An 18,637-nucleotide genomic window follows, 5' to 3' on the forward strand; every position below is an offset into this window, starting at 1 on the left:
ACTGGTGGCTGACCCAATACACGGCGGCCACGACGACGAGGACGATCAGGCAGAGGATCGCCCAGGCGTCGACAGTGCTGTCAGCTTTGCGCAACTTGGTCGAGTTTCCCATTGCATTGCCTCTTGTAGTGGTTATGGGAATGCACTTCAACCAGCAGTTAAGCCCAGCAATGGCCTTCTCTCAAGCAAGGGCTTTCAATAGTCGACAGGCCTGGCCAAAAACGGATAACGAAAATCTTCCGGTCGCCCTTCTGCGCTGTAGCGCAGAAAGTCCACGCCCATGTCATCGCAGGTTTCCAGCAATTTGAGCCAGCGGCGGGCCTTGGCCTGGTCGAACGACTGCAACACCGGCATCGTGTGTGCTTGCAGACCATCACGATTGATCGCCAGCCCCAAGGCATCGTCATGCAACATCACCATGGCCCAGCCGCCCAAGGTGAAATGCCCGCCCATCAACACACTCAGGCGCCCATCGATTCGCGCGCGCAGTGCTTCGGGAGAGCTGTTGATGGCACTAAAGATCACATCACGCCCAGGCGTGCGTCCCTTCTCTACAAATGCCTGCATGGCACCAAAAGCCATCTCGTCATTGGCTGACCACACCAACTGCGTATCCGGATAGCGCTCTGCCAGCAACTGAGCCTGTTCATAGGCGCGCTTGCGACTCCAGCCCCCATAGACCACCTGGCGCAGGCGCACCTGGGGGAAGTCCGCCAGGGCTCGGCGCATGCCCTGCTCACGCAATTGGGAGGCTGGGGTGGTCTTGACCCCGGCGAACGCCACCAGGTCCACCGGTCCCGGACCTGGCGGCAGCGTGGCAACCATCTGGCGCAGCATCTGGTAGCCCGCCTGCTCGTCGTTGGCGGTCAGGGTGCCCAGTACCTGCGCATAGCGATCCGGCTGGGCCTGGATGCTGCGCGCCTGGGTTTCGGTCAGGCCGTTGTTGACCAGGAACAACTTGACGCCAAGCCCCTGTGCCAGGCGGATGATTTCCGGGGCCAGGTACTGCTCGTTGACCAGCACGAGATAGTCCGGGCGCTGGGGCCCGGTCAGCACCGCGCGGGCCTGGGCCAGGGCCAGGTCCGTGCGCCGTTCGCTGTATTCGATGCGCAGGTCCATGCCCAGTTCCTGGGCGGCCGCCTGCATGAAGCGCGAATAGGCGACCCAGAAGGCCTCATGGGAAAAGCCCGGGTTGAGGAACACCACGGAGGCAGCCTGCGCGTTCACTGCTGCCAGGAGCAGACTCAGGCACAGGCCCTGGCACAAGGCCTTGAGCATTCAATGACTTCCGTTGCGAAACAAACGCGCGAGTATAAACGGACGGGGCCTGTAGGCGGGCAAATGCCAGTGGATCTCACTTAGTTCGATTGGTTCTTTTCATATGCAAAAACATCACTTTAGCGCATAAACACAACCTGATATCGTGCTCCGGCTCCGAAGCGGAGTGCGCGGCCGTGCGCGCGAATAGCTGCCTGCAGCCTGAGACAGGACTTATATGTACGTATACGACGAGTACGACCAGCGGATCATCGAGGACCGCGTCAAGCAGTTCCGGGATCAGACCCGCCGCTACCTGGCCGGTGAGCTGAGCGAAGAAGAATTCCGCCCTCTGCGCCTGCAGAACGGCCTGTATATCCAACGTTTTGCGCCCATGCTGCGTGTCGCCGTGCCCTATGGCCAGCTGAACGCACGCCAAGTCCGCGTACTGGCGAAGATCGCCCGTGACTACGACAAGGGCTACGCCCACATCAGTACCCGCCAGAACGTGCAGTACAACTGGCCGGCACTCGAGGACATCCCGGACATCCTGGCAGAGCTGGCCACCGTGCAGATGCACGCGATCCAGACCAGCGGCAACTGCCTGCGCAACACCACCACCGACCAGTTCGCCGGCGTGGCTGCCGATGAAGTGATCGACCCACGCCCGTGGTGTGAAATCGTCCGCCAGTGGACGACCTTCCACCCGGAATTCGCCTACCTGCCACGCAAGTTCAAGATCGCCATCAACGGCTCGAAGGAAGACCGCGCCGCCATCGAAGTACACGATATCGGCCTGGAGCCGGTGTACAACGAGGCCGGCGAGCTGGGCTTCCGTGTGCTGGTCGGTGGCGGCCTGGGCCGTACCCCTGTGGTTGGTTCGTTCATCAATGAGTTCCTGCCTTGGCAGGACCTGATCAGCTACCTGGACGCCATCCTGCGCGTGTACAACCGTTACGGCCGCCGTGACAACAAGTACAAGGCGCGGATCAAGATCCTGGTCAAGGCCCTGACTCCGGAAGTGTTCGCCGAAAAGGTCGAGGCCGAGATGGCCCACCTGCGCGGCGGCCCGACCACCCTGACCGAAGCCGAGCTGCAGCGTGTTTCGCGCCACTTCGTCGACCCGGCCTACCTGGCCCTGGACAACGTCGACTACGCCTCGCTGGACCAGGAGTACCCAGGCTTCGCGCGCTGGCGCTCGCGCAACACCCGCGCCCACAAGAAGCCCGGCTATGTCGCCGTCACCCTGTCGCTCAAGCCCACCGGCGTTGCCCCGGGCGATATCAGCGACAAGCAGCTCGACGCCGTGGCCGACCTTGCCGAGCGATACAGCTTCGGCTTCCTGCGCACCTCCCACGAGCAGAACATCATCCTGGCCGACGTCGAGCAGCGCCAACTGCACGCCCTCTGGCTGGAGCTGCGCGAACAGGGCTTCGCCACGCCGAACGTCGGCCTTTTGACCGACATCATCTGCTGCCCCGGCGGCGACTACTGCTCGCTGGCCAACGCCAAGTCGATCCCGATCGCCGAATCCATCCAGCGCCGCTTCGACGACCTGGACTACCTGTTCGACATCGGCGAGATCGATCTGAACATCTCCGGTTGCATGAACGCCTGTGGTCACCACCACGTTGGCCACATCGGCATCCTCGGTGTGGACAAGAAAGGCGAAGAGTTCTACCAGGTCTCCCTGGGTGGCAACGCCGCGCGCGATGCGAGCCTGGGCAAGATCCTCGGCCCTTCCTTCGCCCAGGACGAAATGGCCGATGTGATCGAGAAGCTGATCGACGTGTACGTGGAACAACGTACCGAAGACGAGCGCTTCATCGACACCTACCAGCGTATTGGCATCGACCCCTTCAAGGAACGCGTCTATGCAGCGAATCATTAAAAACAACCAACTGGTCGACGAAACCTGGCACCTGCTGCCCAAAGGCACCTCGTTCGACGAGTTGACCAACTGCGACGACTACATCGTCCCGCTGCAGATGTGGCGTGACCACGCCCATGCCCTCAAGGCCCGCGACGGCGGCCTGGGTGTGTGGCTGGACAGCGACGAGGAAGCCGAAGAGATCGGCGAAGACGTGGATGCCTTCCAGGTCATCGCCTTGAACTTCCCGGCCTTCACCGACGGGCGCAACTATTCCAACGCGCGCCTGCTGCGGGACCGCTACAAGTTCAAAGGCGAGCTGCGCGCCATTGGCGACGTGCTGCGCGACCAGCTGTTCTACATGGCCCGCTGCGGCTTCGATGCCTTCGCCATCCGCGCCGACAAGGACCCGCAAGACGCGCTGCAGAGTCTGAAGGACTTCTCGGTGACCTACCAGGGCGCCACCGACGAGCCGCTGCCGCTGTTCCGCCGCCGCTGATCGTCACAGCCTGTACCGACCGGCCCGCCCTTTGGCGGGCCGTGTCGTTTTCGCCCATTGCCCCTGCCTCACGCACGCGCCACCGGCCATTGATGATTTGAAGTCAAATGACCTTGGTTCACCGGCGTCTTAATCAATCTTCGGTAAATCCGCACACTGGTCTCACTCGATCGATTCCGGGCCACACTATCTCTGGATTCGATCCCTGCCACACTCACCAGGAGCAGATCAATGAACATTCCCGCTTTCGGCCTCGGCACCTTCCGCCTCACCGGTCAAGCCGTCATCGACTCGGTCAAGTCCGCACTCGAACTGGGCTACCGCGTCATCGATACCGCGCAGATCTATGGCAACGAAGCCGACGTGGGCCAGGCGATCTTCGAAAGCGGCGTGCCGCGTGACGAGCTGTTCATCACCACCAAGATCTGGGTCGACAACTATGCTGCCGACAAGCTGATCCCGAGCCTGCGCGAGAGCCTGGCGAAGCTGCGCACCGATCATGTCGACCTGCTGCTGATCCACTGGCCAGCCTCCGGCAACGGCGTTGAACTGCGCGAGTACATGACCGCCCTGGCTGACGCCAAGAAGCAGGGCCTGACGCGCCAGATCGGCGTCTCCAACTTCAACATCGAACTGACCCGCCAGGCCATCGAAGTGGTCGGCAAGGGCGAGATCGCCACCAACCAGATCGAGCTCAGCCCATACCTGCAGAACGCCAAGCTCGCGGCGTTCCTCGAGGAGCAAGGCATCACCGTCACGTCCTACATGACCCTGGCCTACGGCAAGGTGCTCAAGGACCCCGTGCTGGCCGACATCGCCGCCAAGCACAAGGCGACCGTCGCACAAGTCGCGCTGGCCTGGGCGATGCAACTGGGCTACGCGGTCATCCCCTCCTCCACCAAGCCCGAGAACCTGGCCAGCAACCTGCTTGCCCGGGACCTGCGCCTGGACGACGAGGACATGGCGCGCATCGCCAAGCTCGAGCGCAACGGCCGCGAGGTCAGCCCTGACGGCCTGGCGCCGACCTGGGACTGAGCCAGCTCAGAGGTCTGGTGCTGCAAAAACAAAGGGCTGCTACGCAGCCCTTTCGTTCGCCCCGCGCAAAAGTCTCTACTGAAGACGCGCCGAATAGGCCGTCCGCAGGTCGCCCGCCCAGCCATCGAGTACCGCCTTGACGTTGTGCGCGGTCAGCACCTGCTTGTCATTGTCCAGCGGCACCCCCGTGCCCTTGCGCACCAGCTCGGCGACGACCGCGCCGGTTTCTGCGTCCTCGAACGACACCTCGGTGGAGATCTCGCTGTCCTGGTCGCGTATCCCCGTCGCCGCGCTCACGCCAGCGGCCACCAGCGTGACCGGTAGCCACTCATAGAAGCGCAGGCCTTGGGTGGAGGTGGCGATCCGGGTGATGGCAGGCCTGACGACCAGCGTGTCCGGGCCAGGCTTCGAGGCCAGGGGGACGACTTTTCCCAATTCCAGCCTCAACGCCGCATCGTAGTAGCCGGTGACGTTGATCAAGGTGCTGCGGGGGATGCGCTCGGTCGGCTTAGGCTGCGGATAGAACTGGCTCGGTTCCAGGTACACCTGCTTGTAGCGGCCGGCCTTGAGCGTCGGGCTGACCCAACTCGACACGTGCTGGCCCGAGGGTGACTGGTGGGGCGTCAACTGGCTGTAGTCCTTCAGAAACCCCGTGTACATCTTGGGGCTGACCGTCTTGCTGCTGCACGCCGACAGGCTCAGGGTGGCCGCCAACACCAGCGGCAGCGAGCGATGCTTTTTCATCAATCAAAGGTCCTTGTTCTGCTCGATGGCCGGCGCCGTTCAGGCGTGGCCGTGGGTGTCCGGGATGTTGTCCGAGCATTCGATGCGCAGCTGGCCATGGGTCATGATCCAGTGGATGAAGTCGGCCGTGGCGATCGAGTGGACGTATTCCACCCAGTGCCCGCTGTCCGGGCTGTAGCGCTCGAAATAGCGACGCAGGACGATGCGCTCCTGATCCTCGGCCACGCCCAGGCAGGACTGCTGGAACAGAATCGGCGCATCCTGCCCTGGCGCGGTGGTGCGCTGGGCCAGGATCAAGGGACGTGCGTCCGCACCCTGTTCGGTGGTGTACCTGTTGCTCAAATCCTTCATGCAAGCCCCCAAAAACGAAGGCGTGCAGGGTGCCCGAGGCGTTTTGCCAAAGGATGTCCGCTTGATGTCGGGCCTGAAGGAATATTGCTCGATTGAAATAAATGACCCAAGCAGCAGAATGGTTTTAGATACCGCCCTTTCTAGCCCTGGACCCTGTGAACGTGAGCCGATTGCTGATCGTCGACGACGACGTGGAAATCCTGACCCTGCTGAAGAAATTCTTCGTTCAGCACGCCTACGAGGTGGACGTCGCAGCCGACGGCGAGGCCATGTGGGCGGCGATCGCAGCGCAGCGGCCCGACACCGTGATCCTCGACCTGATGCTGCCCGGGGAAAACGGCCTGAGCCTATGCCAGAAGGTCCATGCCCAGACCGGTATTCCGATCATCATGCTCACCGCCATGGCCGAGCTGAGCGATCGCATCGTGGGCCTGGAGCTCGGTGCGGACGACTACCTGACCAAACCCTTTGCGCCACGCGAGTTGCTCGCCCGGGTTCGCGCCCTGCAGCGGCGCGCCGGCCAGCCAGTCATTCCGGCGGGCGAGCCGACACGGCCGGTCATCCGCTTTGCAGGTTGGCAGCTGGATATCACCTGCCGTGAACTGCGCTCCTCCGAGGGCGTGATGGTGCCCTTGTCCGGTGGCGAGTTCGACTTGCTGGTGGTGTTTCTCGAACACCCCCAGCGCATCCTCACCCGCGAGCAGTTGATCGACCTGGCCCATGGCCAGGGCCACGAGGCGTTCGACCGCAGCATCGACGTGCAAGTCAGCCGCCTGCGGCGCAAGATCGAGCCGGACAGCAAACGCCCCGAGCTGATCCGCACGGTGCGCAACGGTGGCTACCTGTTCACGGCCAAGGTCACCCGCTCATGATCGGGCCACTGCTGCGTCGCGACACCCTCAGGCGCCGCATCGCCCTGACCATCGTCGCCGCGATGCTCGCCTCGCTGGCCCTCAATGCCCTGTTCGTACAGGTCGCCGGCATCTGGGCACGCCCGCCCATCGAACGTACCGGCCTGCTGGAGCAGATCGCCTCGACCACCCGGGTGATCGAAGCCGCGCCCGCCCCCCTGCGAGCGCCATTGGCAAGTGCCGCCAGCAACCCCATGCTGCGGGTGGACTGGAATGCGCAACGCGCCGACTTCCAGCTGCCCAGCGATGGCGCACGGCTCGATGCAGGCCAGGTGCCGGTGCTACACAGATTGCTGGGCGATGGCCGGGAAATCGACATCTTCACCCCCGACGACTGGCCCAGCGACAGCCCTAAGGCCCGCTACGTGGCGCTCGTGCAGCTGCAAGACCGCAGCTGGCTGTCGTTCACCCCACCCGAACGCAGCTGGGGCCTGCGCGCCAACGTGCGCATCGCGGTGATCATCGCCCTCGGCCTGGTGGCCACCCTGCTGGTGGCCTGGATCGCCACGCGCCAGCTGGCCGGTCCCTTGCAGCGCTTCGCCAGCGCGGCGCGGCGCTTCGGCGATGACCTGCGTGCCCCACCCATCGAGGTGCAAGGCCCCGAGGAGATCCGCCAGGCGATCATCGCCTTCAACACCATGCAGGCGCAGATCCAGCATTTCGTCGCAGAGCGCACCCACATGCTCGCCTCGATCTCCCACGACCTGCGCGCCCCGCTGACACGTATGCGCCTGCGCAGCGAGTTCATGGAAGACCTGGATCACCAGCGCAAGCTCATCCGCGATGTCGAGGAAATGCAGTCGATGATCAACGCCGCTTTGGCGTTCTTTCGCGAAGACACCCAGCGCGAGCCCAGCACCGCGTTCGATCTCTCCGAGCTTTTGCACACCATCGTCGACGACTACCGCGACCAGGACATCGCCGTCGACTTCACAGGCCCTGCCCACCTGGTGCACGTGGGGCGTCCGCTGGGCATCAAGCGGGTGATCGTCAACCTGCTGGAAAACGCCCTCAAGTACGGACGAAACCCGGCCATCACACTGGCCCAGGACGATCAGGCGGTGCGCATCGAGGTCAGCGACGAAGGGCCAGGAATTCCCGAGGCCGCGCTGGAGCAGGTGTTCGCCCCGTTCTTTCGCCTGGAGGCCTCGCGCAACCGTGACACCGGCGGCGTTGGCCTGGGGCTTTCGGCGGCGCGGGCGATCGTTCGCGAACAGGGCGGCGAGCTGACCCTGCGCAATCGCGACAGCGGCGGATTGCTGGCGCAGGTGGTGCTGCCCGTGCGCCGCTGAACCGCGTGCTGCTCAGCGCCGGCTCAAGGCCAGGCGCGCGGCAAAGGCGACGAAGATCAGCCCGGTGGTACGGTCCATCCATTGGATCACCGGGCCACGGCGCAGCACCGTCGCCAGAGGCTGGGTCGCGGCGATCAGGGCGCTCGCCCAGAGCAGCCCCAGCACCACATGGATCCCGACCAGACCGAAGGTCCAGGCCACCAGCGGCTCGCCCTGGGGGATGAACTGGGGCAGGAAGGACACATAGAAGATGCCGACCTTGGGGTTGAGCAGGTTGCCCATCATGCCCTTGAGAAACCAATTGGCCACAGGCCTGGCCTGCTGGCCGGCAGGCGACAACACCTGGCGCGGGCGCAACAGCATGTTCAGCCCCAGGTAAGCCAGGTAGGCCGCGCCGCAGTACTTCAGCAGGTTGTAGGCCAGTTCCGAGACCGCAATCAGGGCCCCGAGCCCGAATGCCACCGCAGCACCCCATAGCAGGCAGCCTGCGTTGATGCCCAAGGCGGCGCGCATGGCCTGCGTCCGGCTCTCCACCGTGGCTGTACGCAAAATCAATGCGGTGTCCAGGCCCGGCGTGAGGGTCAGCACCGTGGCGGCGAAGGTGAAGGCAATCAGGTTGTCGACGACGGACATGGGGCGAGGCCTGTGCGGGTGCAAGTGGGCACGTTAGCAGGCCAGTCGTCCCCCGCACAGCCCCGTCACAGGACGCGCTCGAACTTCTCCGCGCTGCGCTTGGCGCCGCCACTCCAGCGCATCGAGACGAAGCGGACGGCTTTGTTCCAGGCATAGGTCACAGCGATCCCGCCGACGACGGCCAGGACCACGTCGAGCCCCGGCACATCGCCCAGGCGGCGCGCGACGGACTGGAACTGGTAGTGGGTCAGGTAGATGAACAGCGTCGAGGACGCGATCAAGGCAGCCCCACGGGCAATGAGGTCAGGCAGGGGAACGGCGCGCCACCAGATCATCGTCAGCACCGCTGGGATGGCCACATCGACGTATTGGCTGAAGTCCACGCCATGCGCCACCACATCCACCACACGCTGCCCGCCCAGCACGAGCACCACCACCGCGCTGGCCAGCCACTTCTGTGGCGTGGTCCGGGCAAAATGAATCGCCATGCCCAGCACCAGGACCGCAAGGTAATGCTGGGGCACTCGGTTGTAGAGCGCACTTGCATCGAAGACATAGGCATCGATCAACAGGCCCGCCACGGCCGCCGCGCAGGCACCGGCCAGCAGCACGCGAAACGGCGCCGCCATGATCACCGCCCTGATCCGGGCGAACGACAGCACCACCGCCATGATCGCCAGCATCTGCACCAGTAGCTCGATGTACCAATACGAAAAACCTCCCGTGACCGCTGGCGGATACCAGTTCGCGATCAGCAAGAAGGCCTGCCAGTGCACGTTGCCGAACACGACCTGGGTCAACAGCGTATAGAGCAGGGTCGGCACCACGATGACGGCGATCGAGCGGAGCAGCGTGCGCACGCTGCCATAGTCGTCGATGGCCTTGAGTTGAAACCGCGCCAGGGCAAGCCCGGACACCGCGAACAACACCGACGTTTCGCCAACGATCGGCCAACCCGAGCCACCGTGAAAATGCCCGATGACGATCAGCAGGATCGACAGCACCCGCAGCAGCACTGGGATCTCCACGGCGCGGATCACAGGCCTGGACGCCGGTCGCGTTGCACTTAACTGACACAACTCATGGATGGGCTTGAGCTCCCATTGCGCCGGTAGCGGGCCGATGAGCGTCTCCAGCACCATCGAGGCCTGGACGAACGACAGCGAATCGCCGCCCAGTTCGACGAATGACAGGTTCGGGTCGATCTCTGGCGTCTGCAGGATTTCTGACCAGGCGCTGACCAGCTTTTGCGCCACGGGCGATAGCGCCTGGTTTGCCTGCGCGGTGCTCGCCTCGGTGTCGCCGCGCAGTGCCTGCAAGGCACGCTTGTCGACCTTGCCGTTCGGCGTGATCGGAATCGCCTCGAGCATCACGAACAACGCCGGCACCATGTAGTCCGGCAATTGGCTGGCAGCGTACTCGCGCAGCGCCTGAGAGGACGCTGCGTCGTTGGCAACGCAATAGGCCACCAGCTTGGTGCTGGGGCCTTCGGTGTCAGCCAGCACCACGCATTGCCTGAGCTGCGGGTGCCGGGCCAACACCGCTTCGATCTCCACCAGTTCGATCCGGTGCCCGCGTATCTTGACCTGGCTGTCTCCACGGCCAAGGAACGTGACGCTGCCGTCGGCACCGTAGCTGCCCAGGTCACCGGTGCGGTAGCACAGATCGTCTTCGGCTTGGGTGAAGGGGTTGGGCACATAGCGTTGGCGGGTTTGGACCGTATCGCCCCAGTACCCCTGGGATAGATAGGGGCTGCGGATCAGGATCTCGCCCACCTGCCCTTGTCCGGCCAGTTGGTTGGCGTCATCCACGATCAGCAGTTGCGCGCCATCGATGCCTTTGCCCAGGGGGATCCTGCTGTGGTCGGCGCCCGGATCGATCCGGTGGTACGCCATGGCCTGGGGCGTTTCGGTGGTGCCGTAGAAGTTGACGCTGCAGGCGTTGGGGGCGATTTCGCGCATCTGCCCATACAGCGCGCTGCCCAGCGCTTCGCCGCCCCAGAACAGGTAGCGTAGCGCATCGAGCCTGATGCCGCCGAGCCTGGCGCCGGTCTCGATCAGCTTGCCCAGGGGCGGTGTGAGGTGAATCACCGAAACCGCCTGGGCCTGCAGCCAGGCCGCCAGCGCAGCCGGGTCGATCACTGTAGTCTGTGCAGGAATCGCAACCCTGGCCCCCATGGACAGCGGCGTGAACACATCCCGGTACACCGGGTCATGGCCCAGCCCGGAGAGCAGCGAGAAGCAATCGTCTTGGGAAAATCCATGCTGGCGAACATGCCAGCCGATGAAGTGCACCAATGGCGCGTGGGTCGTCACCACACCCTTGGGCTCGCCAGTGCTGCCGGACGTGAAGGTGATATAGGCCGGCTGATCAGGATCGACCGATGGCAACTGCTGTTGATGATGGGCAAAGCGCGCCAGTGCCTCACCTGCCGGCTCCGGTACCCGTTCCACCCGGATGGACGCGTCATCGAGTTCAAGCTGCGCCGCCCCGGCCAACAAGACGCAGGCAGGTTGCAGCGTATGCATGATCTGAGCGATACGCGCCTTCGGGTAGGCCGTGTCGGCCACCGTGAAGATCGCGCCCGCCCGCGAGGCACCGAGCATGGCGTAGACCAGCCCCGCGCACCGGCTCGAAACGATCACGACGCGATCGCCTTGACGCACGCCGCTTTCGATCAGCAGCGCTGCAATACCCCGGCTGATCGCCTCAAGCTCAAGATAAGTGCAGATGCCACGCTCGGAAACGAGGGCAGGCGCCTGCGGCGAGCGCTGAGCCTGCTGCACAAATCCCATGAAGATCGGCTGCCCAGCATCGTGGGCCAAAGGAAGACGGGGGTTCGGACGGACATCCTGCATTTGCTTGCCTACTCCGTAAGCCAAACGAGTGACGTCGTCCTGACAACGTTGATCCGTGGTCTGGGCATGAAAGACAGCGATGGATGGCGCAGGCCCCATTGCTTGAACGGTAGTGCACAGTGGCCATAGATGCCAACCAGAGGCTTGCAGGTCGTGCATTCGCTTTGGGCCGTGCCCTTTAAAGCTGTTAGCCTTGGCGGGCGAAGGTTGCAATGGACAGGCTATGACCAACCACAAGATCGAGATCCGTCGACGCAACGTCGAAAAGATCCTGCAGGCCGCGGAAAAGGTATTTGCCGAAAAAGGCTACGCCGGCACCTCCATGGGCGATATCGCCGAGCAAGCCGAACTGCCCCGCTCCAACCTGCACTACTACTTCAGCACCAAGGACGAGCTGTACCAGGCCGTGCTGCGCGATCTGCTGGAAGTGTGGAAGCAGGACGCCCTGTGCTTCGAGCGTTTCGAGGATCCGCGGGTGGTACTGACCAGCTACATTCGCGCAAAGATGGGTCATTCGCGCTCGCGACCGCTCGGATCGAAGGTCTGGGCCGAAGAGATCCTGCATGGCGCGCCCCTGCTCGGCGCCAGCCTGGACGACGACTTGGTGCCCTGGGCGCTGATGAAGGAGGCCAAGATCCGTCGCTGGGTGGAGGACAAGCGTATCCTGCCGGTGGAACCTTCGGCACTGCTGTACATGATCTGGGCCGCAACCCAGCACTACGCCGACTTCGGCTATCAGGTGACACTGCTCAATGGCGGCGAGCCGCTGTCGGACCCGGCATTCGAGCGGGCCGTGCAGACCGTGACCTGCGTGATCCTGCGCGGCATCGGCCTGGAGCCCTGATTCCACTGCTGCCCCTGGGGCCGCTACGCGCCACATCGCAGCAGCCCCAAGCTCACGTCCGGCAGCCAGGGATCAACTGGCCTCGCGATAGGGATTGCGCGGATCCTGGGTCCAGTTGAGGTAGGGCTTGCCGGTGTCCTGCGCCACCATGTCGATGCAGCCCTCCACCGGGCAGGTGATCTGGCACAGGTTGCAGCCCACGCATTCCTTGTCGATCACGCTGTAGGCGTGGGTACCGTCTGCCTTGAGGGTGCTGGCGATGGCCTGGTGCGAGGTGTCCTCGCAGGCGATGTGGCAGCGACCGCAGCCGATGCAGGCCTGCTGGTCGATGTGCGCCACAACCTGATAGTTCATGTCCAGGTACTTCCAGTCGGTCGTGTGCCCCACCGCCAGACCGCGGAAGGCCTCCAGGCTGTGATGGCCGTGCTGATCCATCCAACGCGACAGGCCATCCTTCATGTCCTCGACAATACGGAAACCGTGCAGCATCGCTGCCGTGCACACCTGCACCGCGCCACAGCCCAAGGCGACGAACTCCGCGGCGTCCCGCCAGTTGCCGATGCCGCCGATGCCGCAGATCGGCAGGCCGCGCGTCTGCGGATCCCGTGCGATCTCGGCCACCATGTTCAACGCAATCGGCTTGACCGCCGAACCGCAGTAACCGCCATGGGTGCTCTGTTCGCCCACGATCGGATGCGCGACCATCCGATCAAGGTCGACACTGGTGATGGAATTGATGGTGTTGATCAGCGACACCGCGTCCGCCCCGCCACGATGGGCGGCGCGGGCAGACTGCCGGATGTCGGTGATATTGGGCGTCAGCTTGACGATCACCGGCAACGAGCAATGGGTCTTGCACCAGCGGGTGACCATCTCCACGTACTCCGGCACTTGGCCGACCGCCGCACCCATGCCCCGTTCCGGCATGCCATGGGGGCAACCGAAGTTCAGCTCGATACCGTCGGCGCCCGTGGCCTCCACCAGCGGCAGGATGAATTTCCAGGACTCCTCCACACAGGGCACCATCAGCGACACGATCAATGCGCGGTCAGGCCAATCCTTCTTCACCTGAGTGATCTCGCGCAGGTTGATCTCCAGCGAGCGGTCGGTGATCAGCTCGATGTTGTTGATGCCCTGCACCTGGCGGTTGGGGCCGTAGTGCGCGGAGTAGCGAGACGACACGTTGACCGCCGCAGGGTCCTCGCCGAGGGTCTTCCATACCACCCCGCCCCAACCGGCCTCGTAGGCGCGCACCACGTTGTAGGCCTTGTCGGTGGGCGGCGCGGAGGCCAGCCAGAAAGGGTTGGGCGCCTTGATACCGGCGAAGACGATAGACAAGTCGGCCATTTACGCTGCCTCCACGTTGAGCATGAGTTCGGCATGGATGGCTTGGGCAGCCAATTTGCCATGTTGCACGGCCTGGACAGTCAGGTCCTGGCCCAGCGCGGTGCAGTCGCCACCGGCGTAGACGCCTGGCAGGCTGGTGCGCATCTGAGCATCGACGCGGATGCGCTCGCCGTCGCGCTCCAGTTGCGCCGCGAGCGGATCGGCCAGGCTTGCATCGTCAAAGCGTTGGCCAATGGCCTTGAAGATGGCATCGGCGGCCAGTTCGAACGTCTCGCCTGTGTCGGTCAGTCGCCCATCGACCAGCGCCGTGCGGGCAAAACGCATGCCGCGTACCCGCCCGCTGTCATCGAGCAGCACCGCGTCGGGGCGAGCCCAGGTGTGCAGGCGCACCTGGTTGGCCTTGGCAATGTCCTGCTCATGTCCGGTCGCGCCCATGTCGGCCTGGCCGCGGCGATACACCAGATTCACGTCCCGCGCGCCCAGGCGACTCATCTGCACCGCCATGTCGATGGCAGTGTTGCCCGCGCCGATGACCAGGCAACGGTCGGCCAAGGGCAGTTGCGCCAGATCGCTGGCCTGGCGCAACTCGCGGATGTATGCAGTAGCGGCAAGCACGCCAGGAGCCTCTTCGTCCTGCAGACCCAGTTGACGCACGGCACCCAGGCCCAGGCCGAGGAACACTGCATCGTACTGCCCACGCAGCTCCGTCAAGGAGAGGTTCGCCCCCAGCGCCTGGCCATGGCGGATCTCGATACCGCCGATACCGAGCAAGAACTCCACCTCGCGCTGGGCGAAGTCATCCACCAGCTTGTAGCGGGCAATACCGTACTCATTGAGGCCACCGGCCTTCTCCCGCGCTTCGAAGATCACCACATCGTGACCCTGCATGGCCAGGCGGTGGGCGCAGGAAAGCCCGGCCGGGCCTGCGCCGACCACGGCAATGCGCTTGCCGGTAGCCGGTGAGCGTTGGAACGGATGCTCGGTGAAACCTGCATTGTCCAGCGCGTAGCGCTGCAACTGGCCGATCAGCACTGGCGCGCACTCCTGGGCGTTGTTGCGTACACAGGCCTGCTGGCAGAGGATCTCGGTCGGACAGACGCGGGCGCAGCTGCCACCGAGGATGTTGGCCGAAAGGATGCGCTCGGCGGCGCCCTGCAGGTTCTCGTCGGCGATGCGATGGATGAACGAGGGGATGTCGATCTCGCTGGGGCAAGCGTTGACGCAAGGCGCGTCGTAGCAATAAAGGCAGCGAGCGCTTTCCACGGCAGCCTGGCGCGCGGTCAGCGCAGGTGCGAGATCGGTGAACGCCTCGGCCAGCTGCTCACGGCTGGCCCGGGGCTTGGGCAAGTGGTTCAGGGCATCGATCACGGTTGTAGCCTCTCTTTCTTATTGGCCGGGCGGCGGTCACCCGCCCGGCGTTCCCGGGATGGCAGTCAACGACAGTTCGTGGTGTCTGAGGGGCTGTCAGGCAGCCCCCAGGCTCAGCGGCTGACGGGCGTCGGCCGCTGCTGCTCGGCACGTCGGCCCAGCACTTCGTACACCGCTGGGTAGGCCGGACGCTCCACATAGCGCCCTGCCCCAGGCTCGGCGCGCAGATCGCCATCGGCCCAGCACACACGGCCCTGGCTGATGGTGTGGCTGGGCACGCCACGGACCGTGCGCCCTTCGAATATGTTGAAGTCCACTCGCTGGTGATGGGTCTGGGCGGAAATCGTGCGCGTGCCTTGGGGGTCCCAAAGCACCAGGTCGGCATCGGCCCCGACGCGAATGGCGCCCTTGCGCGGGAACAGGTTGAAGATCTTCGCGGTGTTGGTGGAGGTCAGCGCGACGAACTCGTGCATCGACAGGCGCCCGCTGTTCACGCCGGCATCCCACAGCACCGCCATGCGGTCCTCGATGCCGGCGGTGCCGTTGGGAATGCGGCTGAAGTCATTGCGGCCCATGGCCTTCTGCTCGGCGCAGAAGCAGCAATGGTCGGTCGCCGTGGTATGCAGGCTGCCCGATTGCAGCCCACGCCACAGCGCCTCCTGATGTTCGCGCGGGCGGAACGGCGGGCTCATCACGTAGCCTGCGGCCGTGGCCCAGTCCGGATCACGGTAGACGCTGTCGTCAATCAGCAGGTGGCCCGGCAGCACCTCGCCATACACCGGCTGCCCCTTGGCCCGGGCGTAGGTGATCTCGTCCAGGGCCTCGCGGCTGGAGACATGCACCAGGTACAGCGGTGTCCCGAGCGTCTCGGCGATGCGAATGGCGCGGCTGGCGGCTTCGCCCTCGACCTGCGAGGGACGCGACAGCGGATGCGCTTCAGGCCCGGTCAGGCCTTGGGCAAGCAACTTCTGCTGCAAGTGGAACACCAGCTCGCCGTTCTCGGCATGCACCGTGGGCACCGCCCCCAGTTGCAGGCACCGTTCGAAGCTGGCCACCAGGGTGTCGTCGGCCGCCATGATGGCATTCTTGTAGGCCATGAAGTGCTTGAAGCTGTTCACCCCGTGGTGGGCGACCAGTTCGCCCATTTCTTCGGCCACCTGCTCGCTCCACCAGGTGATGGCGACATGAAAGCCATAGTCGGCGGCGGATTTCTGCGCCCAGCCACGCCAGGTGTGGAAGGCCTCCAGCAGCGATTGCTGCGGATTGGGGATGACGAAGTCGATGATCGACGTGGTGCCACCGGCAAGGCCTGCGGCCGTGCCGCTGAAGAAGTCCTCGCTGGCTACCGTGCCCATGAACGGCAACTGCATGTGGGTGTGGGGGTCGATGCCGCCTGGCATCAGGTATTGGCCGCTGCCGTCGAGGATCTCGCAGTCAGCCGGTGGGTCGAGGTTTTCCCCGATGGCGCGGATCAGGCCATCGGCGCACAGGACATCTGCGCGATAGTGTTCTTCATGCGTAACCACGGTGGCGCCACGGATCAACAGGGACATGCCGTTTTCCTCGCAGGCTGACCGGTCAGGGCCGGTTCTTGAAATTGTTATGTGGCCGAGGCCTGGGCAGGAACACGCAATCCTGTCAGGCCTGACAAGATTGGAATCTAGTTGCTGATCCGGGTTTGGTCAAAAAATTAATCCGCAAAGCCACTTATCAGTAACCAATTGTTTTTTAACGACAATTAATAAAAAACAAAAAACAGCGGACCTCGAATCAATTTGACTCACTTGACAAGAAGCGAAATTGGTCGAGATTTTCCATGCAAAATCAGCTGTTTGAAATCTGATCCGGACAACACGAAAAACAGCGGGCGCGGCAGGTACCGCGCCCGCTGCTGTTGTCGAGAAATGCGTTGCAGCGCATTACCTTCGGTCGGCGGCGGCCATCCGGGAAGGTCCAGGGCCAACCCGGCACGTTTGTTGAGTGCGGCCCCAACCGCCTGGCCGGACCGAAGGTGCAGTACTGGTGGTGTGTGTACTCCGGCCATCGCATCAGCCCGATGAGCGAACAACTACAAGAAAAACCTGGAGAGGCCCATGCAACAGAGCAGATCGCAAGTGATCGAGCAGGACGGGCTGTTTGAGCTGTCCGCCGGCAGCGATGTCCTGGACAGTCCCCGCTACAACCACGACATCGCACCGACCAAGGTGCATCAACGGACCTGGAACAAATGGCACATCACCGCCCTGTGGGTGGGGATGTCCATCTGCGTACCCACCTACACCCTCGGTGGCGTGCTCACCGCCTATTTCGGCCTGAGCGTCGGCGAGGCGTTGCTGGCGATCCTGCTGGCCAACCTGATCGTGTTGATTCCCCTGACACTCAATGCCTTTCCCGGCACCAAGTACGGCATCCCCTTCCCCGTCCTGCTGCGCGCCTCCTTCGGCATCCTGGGCTCCAACGTGCCCTGCCTGATCCGCGCGGTGGTCGCCTGTGGCTGGTTCGGCATCCAGACGATGTTCGGTGGCCTGGCCATTCACCTGTTCCTCGGATCGCTATTCGAGGGCTGGAAGTCGTTGGGCGGCACCGGCGAGGTGATCGGCTTCATGTTGTTCTGGTCGCTCAACTTGTGGGTGGTGCTGCGCGGTGCGGAGTCGATCAAATGGCTCGAGACCCTGTCAGCCCCGCTGCTCGTGGCGGTGGGCTTCGGCCTGCTGATGTGGGCGCTGCCGCACATGTCGATGACCGAGTTGCTGGCCCAGCCGCCCAAGCGCCCGGAAGGCGCCAGCGTGGTGGGCTACTTCTGCGCGGGGCTCACGGCCATGGTGGGCTTCTGGGCGACGCTGTCGCTGAACATCCCGGACTTCAGCCGCTACGCCAGGAGCCAGAAAGACCAGATCCTCGGGCAGATCTTTGGCTTGCCGCTGACCATGTTCCTGTTCGCCTCGCTGGGCGTGATCATGACGGCGGCCTCGGCGTCCCTGGTCGGTGAGACGGTCTCGGACCCTGTTAGCCTGATCGGTCACATCCAGAGCCCAGGCTGGGTGGCACTGGCCATGGCGCTGATCATCATTGCCACGTTGTCGACCAACACGGCGGCGAACATCGTCTCGCCCACCAACGACTTCCAGAACATCGCCCCACGGCTGATCGGCCGTAGCCGCGCCGTGTGGCTCACCGGCTTCATCGGCCTGGCCCTGATGGCCCACGAGCTGTTGAAAAAGCTTGGCTGGATCGTCTCCGACCTGAGCCTTGAGAGTGTCTACTCCAATTGGCTGCTGGGCTACTCCAGCCTGCTCGGGCCGATTGCCGGGATCATGGTGGTGGACTACTTCCTGGTCCGCCGGCAACGCCTGGACCTGGCCGGACTGTACCGTGACGACGTTTACCCAGCCTGGAACTGGGCGGGCTTTGCCGCCTTCGCCCTGCCTGTGGCGCTGACGATCATGGCCATCGGCAATGACCGCTTCAGCTGGTTCTACGACTACGGCTGGTTCACAGGCTCGGTGCTCGGCGGCACGCTCTACTACGCCTTGGGCAGCGTGGCGCTGCGCAAGCCCAGCCGACTGGCCAAGCCGATACCCTGACGCAAGGCCTGCGCCCAACCGGATAACAACAGCCTGAGGAGATA

The 18,637-nt window shown here is 64.0% G+C and carries 15 protein-coding genes; 7 read left to right on the plus strand and 8 right to left on the minus strand.

What is annotated here, in order from left to right; genetic code table 11:
* Positions 1-195: 195 nt before the first annotated feature.
* Positions 196-1,278 carry an ABC transporter substrate-binding protein gene (locus ABOA88_RS18120; protein WP_367850931.1) on the minus strand — a complete coding sequence of 361 codons (1,083 nt, stop codon included), beginning with the start codon at positions 1,276-1,278 and terminating at the stop codon, positions 196-198.
* A 217-nt stretch (positions 1,279-1,495) separates the two neighbouring features.
* Between ABOA88_RS18120 and ABOA88_RS18125 the strand changes: the two genes are divergently transcribed.
* The 3 genes from ABOA88_RS18125 to dkgB all read left to right on the plus strand — a co-directional run bounded on the left by ABOA88_RS18125 (position 1,496) and on the right by dkgB (position 4,661).
* Positions 1,496-3,148 (plus strand): nitrite/sulfite reductase, encoded by a 1,653-nt coding sequence (locus tag ABOA88_RS18125; RefSeq protein WP_070571599.1) that lies wholly within the window; start codon positions 1,496-1,498, stop codon positions 3,146-3,148.
* Positions 3,132-3,626 (plus strand): DUF934 domain-containing protein, encoded by a 495-nt coding sequence (locus tag ABOA88_RS18130; protein WP_196168525.1) that lies wholly within the window; start codon positions 3,132-3,134, stop codon positions 3,624-3,626. The genes ABOA88_RS18125 and ABOA88_RS18130 overlap by 17 nt, the downstream gene beginning before the upstream one ends.
* Before the next feature lie 231 nt (positions 3,627-3,857).
* Positions 3,858-4,661 carry a 2,5-didehydrogluconate reductase DkgB gene (gene dkgB, locus ABOA88_RS18135; RefSeq protein WP_367850932.1) on the plus strand — a complete coding sequence of 268 codons (804 nt, stop codon included), beginning with the start codon at positions 3,858-3,860 and terminating at the stop codon, positions 4,659-4,661.
* Between the two features lie 75 nt (positions 4,662-4,736).
* Here dkgB and ABOA88_RS18140 read toward each other — a convergent pair whose 3' ends face one another.
* Complete coding sequence (locus ABOA88_RS18140; protein WP_367850933.1) at positions 4,737-5,405, minus strand: DUF3313 domain-containing protein; 669 nt, start codon at positions 5,403-5,405, stop codon at positions 4,737-4,739.
* Between the two features lie 39 nt (positions 5,406-5,444).
* Positions 5,445-5,756: a hypothetical protein gene (locus ABOA88_RS18145; RefSeq protein ID WP_196168528.1), complete on the minus strand. Its 312-nt coding sequence runs from the start codon at positions 5,754-5,756 to the stop codon at positions 5,445-5,447.
* Between the two features lie 146 nt (positions 5,757-5,902).
* Here ABOA88_RS18145 and ABOA88_RS18150 point away from each other — a divergent pair, with 146 nt between their 5' ends.
* Positions 5,903-6,628 carry a response regulator gene (locus tag ABOA88_RS18150; RefSeq protein WP_196168842.1) on the plus strand — a complete coding sequence of 242 codons (726 nt, stop codon included), beginning with the start codon at positions 5,903-5,905 and terminating at the stop codon, positions 6,626-6,628.
* Positions 6,625-7,959 (plus strand): ATP-binding protein, encoded by a 1,335-nt coding sequence (locus ABOA88_RS18155; protein WP_367850934.1) that lies wholly within the window; start codon positions 6,625-6,627, stop codon positions 7,957-7,959. The genes ABOA88_RS18150 and ABOA88_RS18155 overlap by 4 nt, the downstream gene beginning before the upstream one ends.
* Positions 7,960-7,971: 12 nt before the next feature.
* On the opposite strand, the gene ABOA88_RS18160 is transcribed toward ABOA88_RS18155, so the two are convergent.
* Together ABOA88_RS18160 and ABOA88_RS18165 are read right to left on the minus strand one after the other, a co-directional pair.
* A complete protein-coding gene (locus ABOA88_RS18160; protein WP_196168530.1) occupies positions 7,972-8,592 on the minus strand; it encodes a LysE family translocator in 621 nt (206 codons plus the stop codon).
* Positions 8,593-8,657: 65 nt separating this feature from the next.
* Entirely contained in the window at positions 8,658-11,450 is a 2,793-nt protein-coding gene (locus ABOA88_RS18165) for an amino acid adenylation domain-containing protein (RefSeq protein WP_367850935.1), read from the minus strand.
* A 223-nt stretch (positions 11,451-11,673) separates the two neighbouring features.
* On the opposite strand from ABOA88_RS18165, the gene ABOA88_RS18170 reads away from it, so the two are divergent.
* On the plus strand, positions 11,674-12,294 hold the full coding sequence (locus ABOA88_RS18170) for a TetR/AcrR family transcriptional regulator (RefSeq protein WP_196168532.1): 621 nt from the start codon (positions 11,674-11,676) through the stop codon (positions 12,292-12,294).
* A 72-nt stretch (positions 12,295-12,366) separates the two neighbouring features.
* On the opposite strand, the gene preA is transcribed toward ABOA88_RS18170, so the two are convergent.
* The 3 genes from preA to hydA all read right to left on the minus strand — a co-directional run bounded on the left by preA (position 12,367) and on the right by hydA (position 16,562).
* The gene (gene preA / locus ABOA88_RS18175) at positions 12,367-13,641 is read right to left on the minus strand and encodes an NAD-dependent dihydropyrimidine dehydrogenase subunit PreA (RefSeq protein WP_196168533.1); all 1,275 of its coding nucleotides are present in this window, start codon (positions 13,639-13,641) and stop codon (positions 12,367-12,369) included.
* Entirely contained in the window at positions 13,642-15,009 is a 1,368-nt protein-coding gene (locus tag ABOA88_RS18180; protein ID WP_196168534.1) for an NAD(P)-dependent oxidoreductase, read from the minus strand. It abuts the gene before it with no gap.
* Between the two features lie 113 nt (positions 15,010-15,122).
* Positions 15,123-16,562: a dihydropyrimidinase gene (gene hydA / locus ABOA88_RS18185; protein ID WP_196168535.1), complete on the minus strand. Its 1,440-nt coding sequence runs from the start codon at positions 16,560-16,562 to the stop codon at positions 15,123-15,125.
* A 540-nt stretch (positions 16,563-17,102) separates the two neighbouring features.
* Here hydA and ABOA88_RS18190 point away from each other — a divergent pair.
* Positions 17,103-18,593, plus strand: coding sequence for an NCS1 family nucleobase:cation symporter-1 (locus ABOA88_RS18190; RefSeq protein ID WP_196168536.1), 1,491 nt, complete (start codon positions 17,103-17,105; stop codon positions 18,591-18,593).
* The last annotated feature ends 44 nt before the right edge of the window (positions 18,594-18,637 follow it).

The organism is Pseudomonas sp. PKS (genome assembly GCF_051913525.1).
GTDB classification, from domain to species: Bacteria; Pseudomonadota; Gammaproteobacteria; order Pseudomonadales; family Pseudomonadaceae; genus Aquipseudomonas; species Aquipseudomonas guariconensis_D.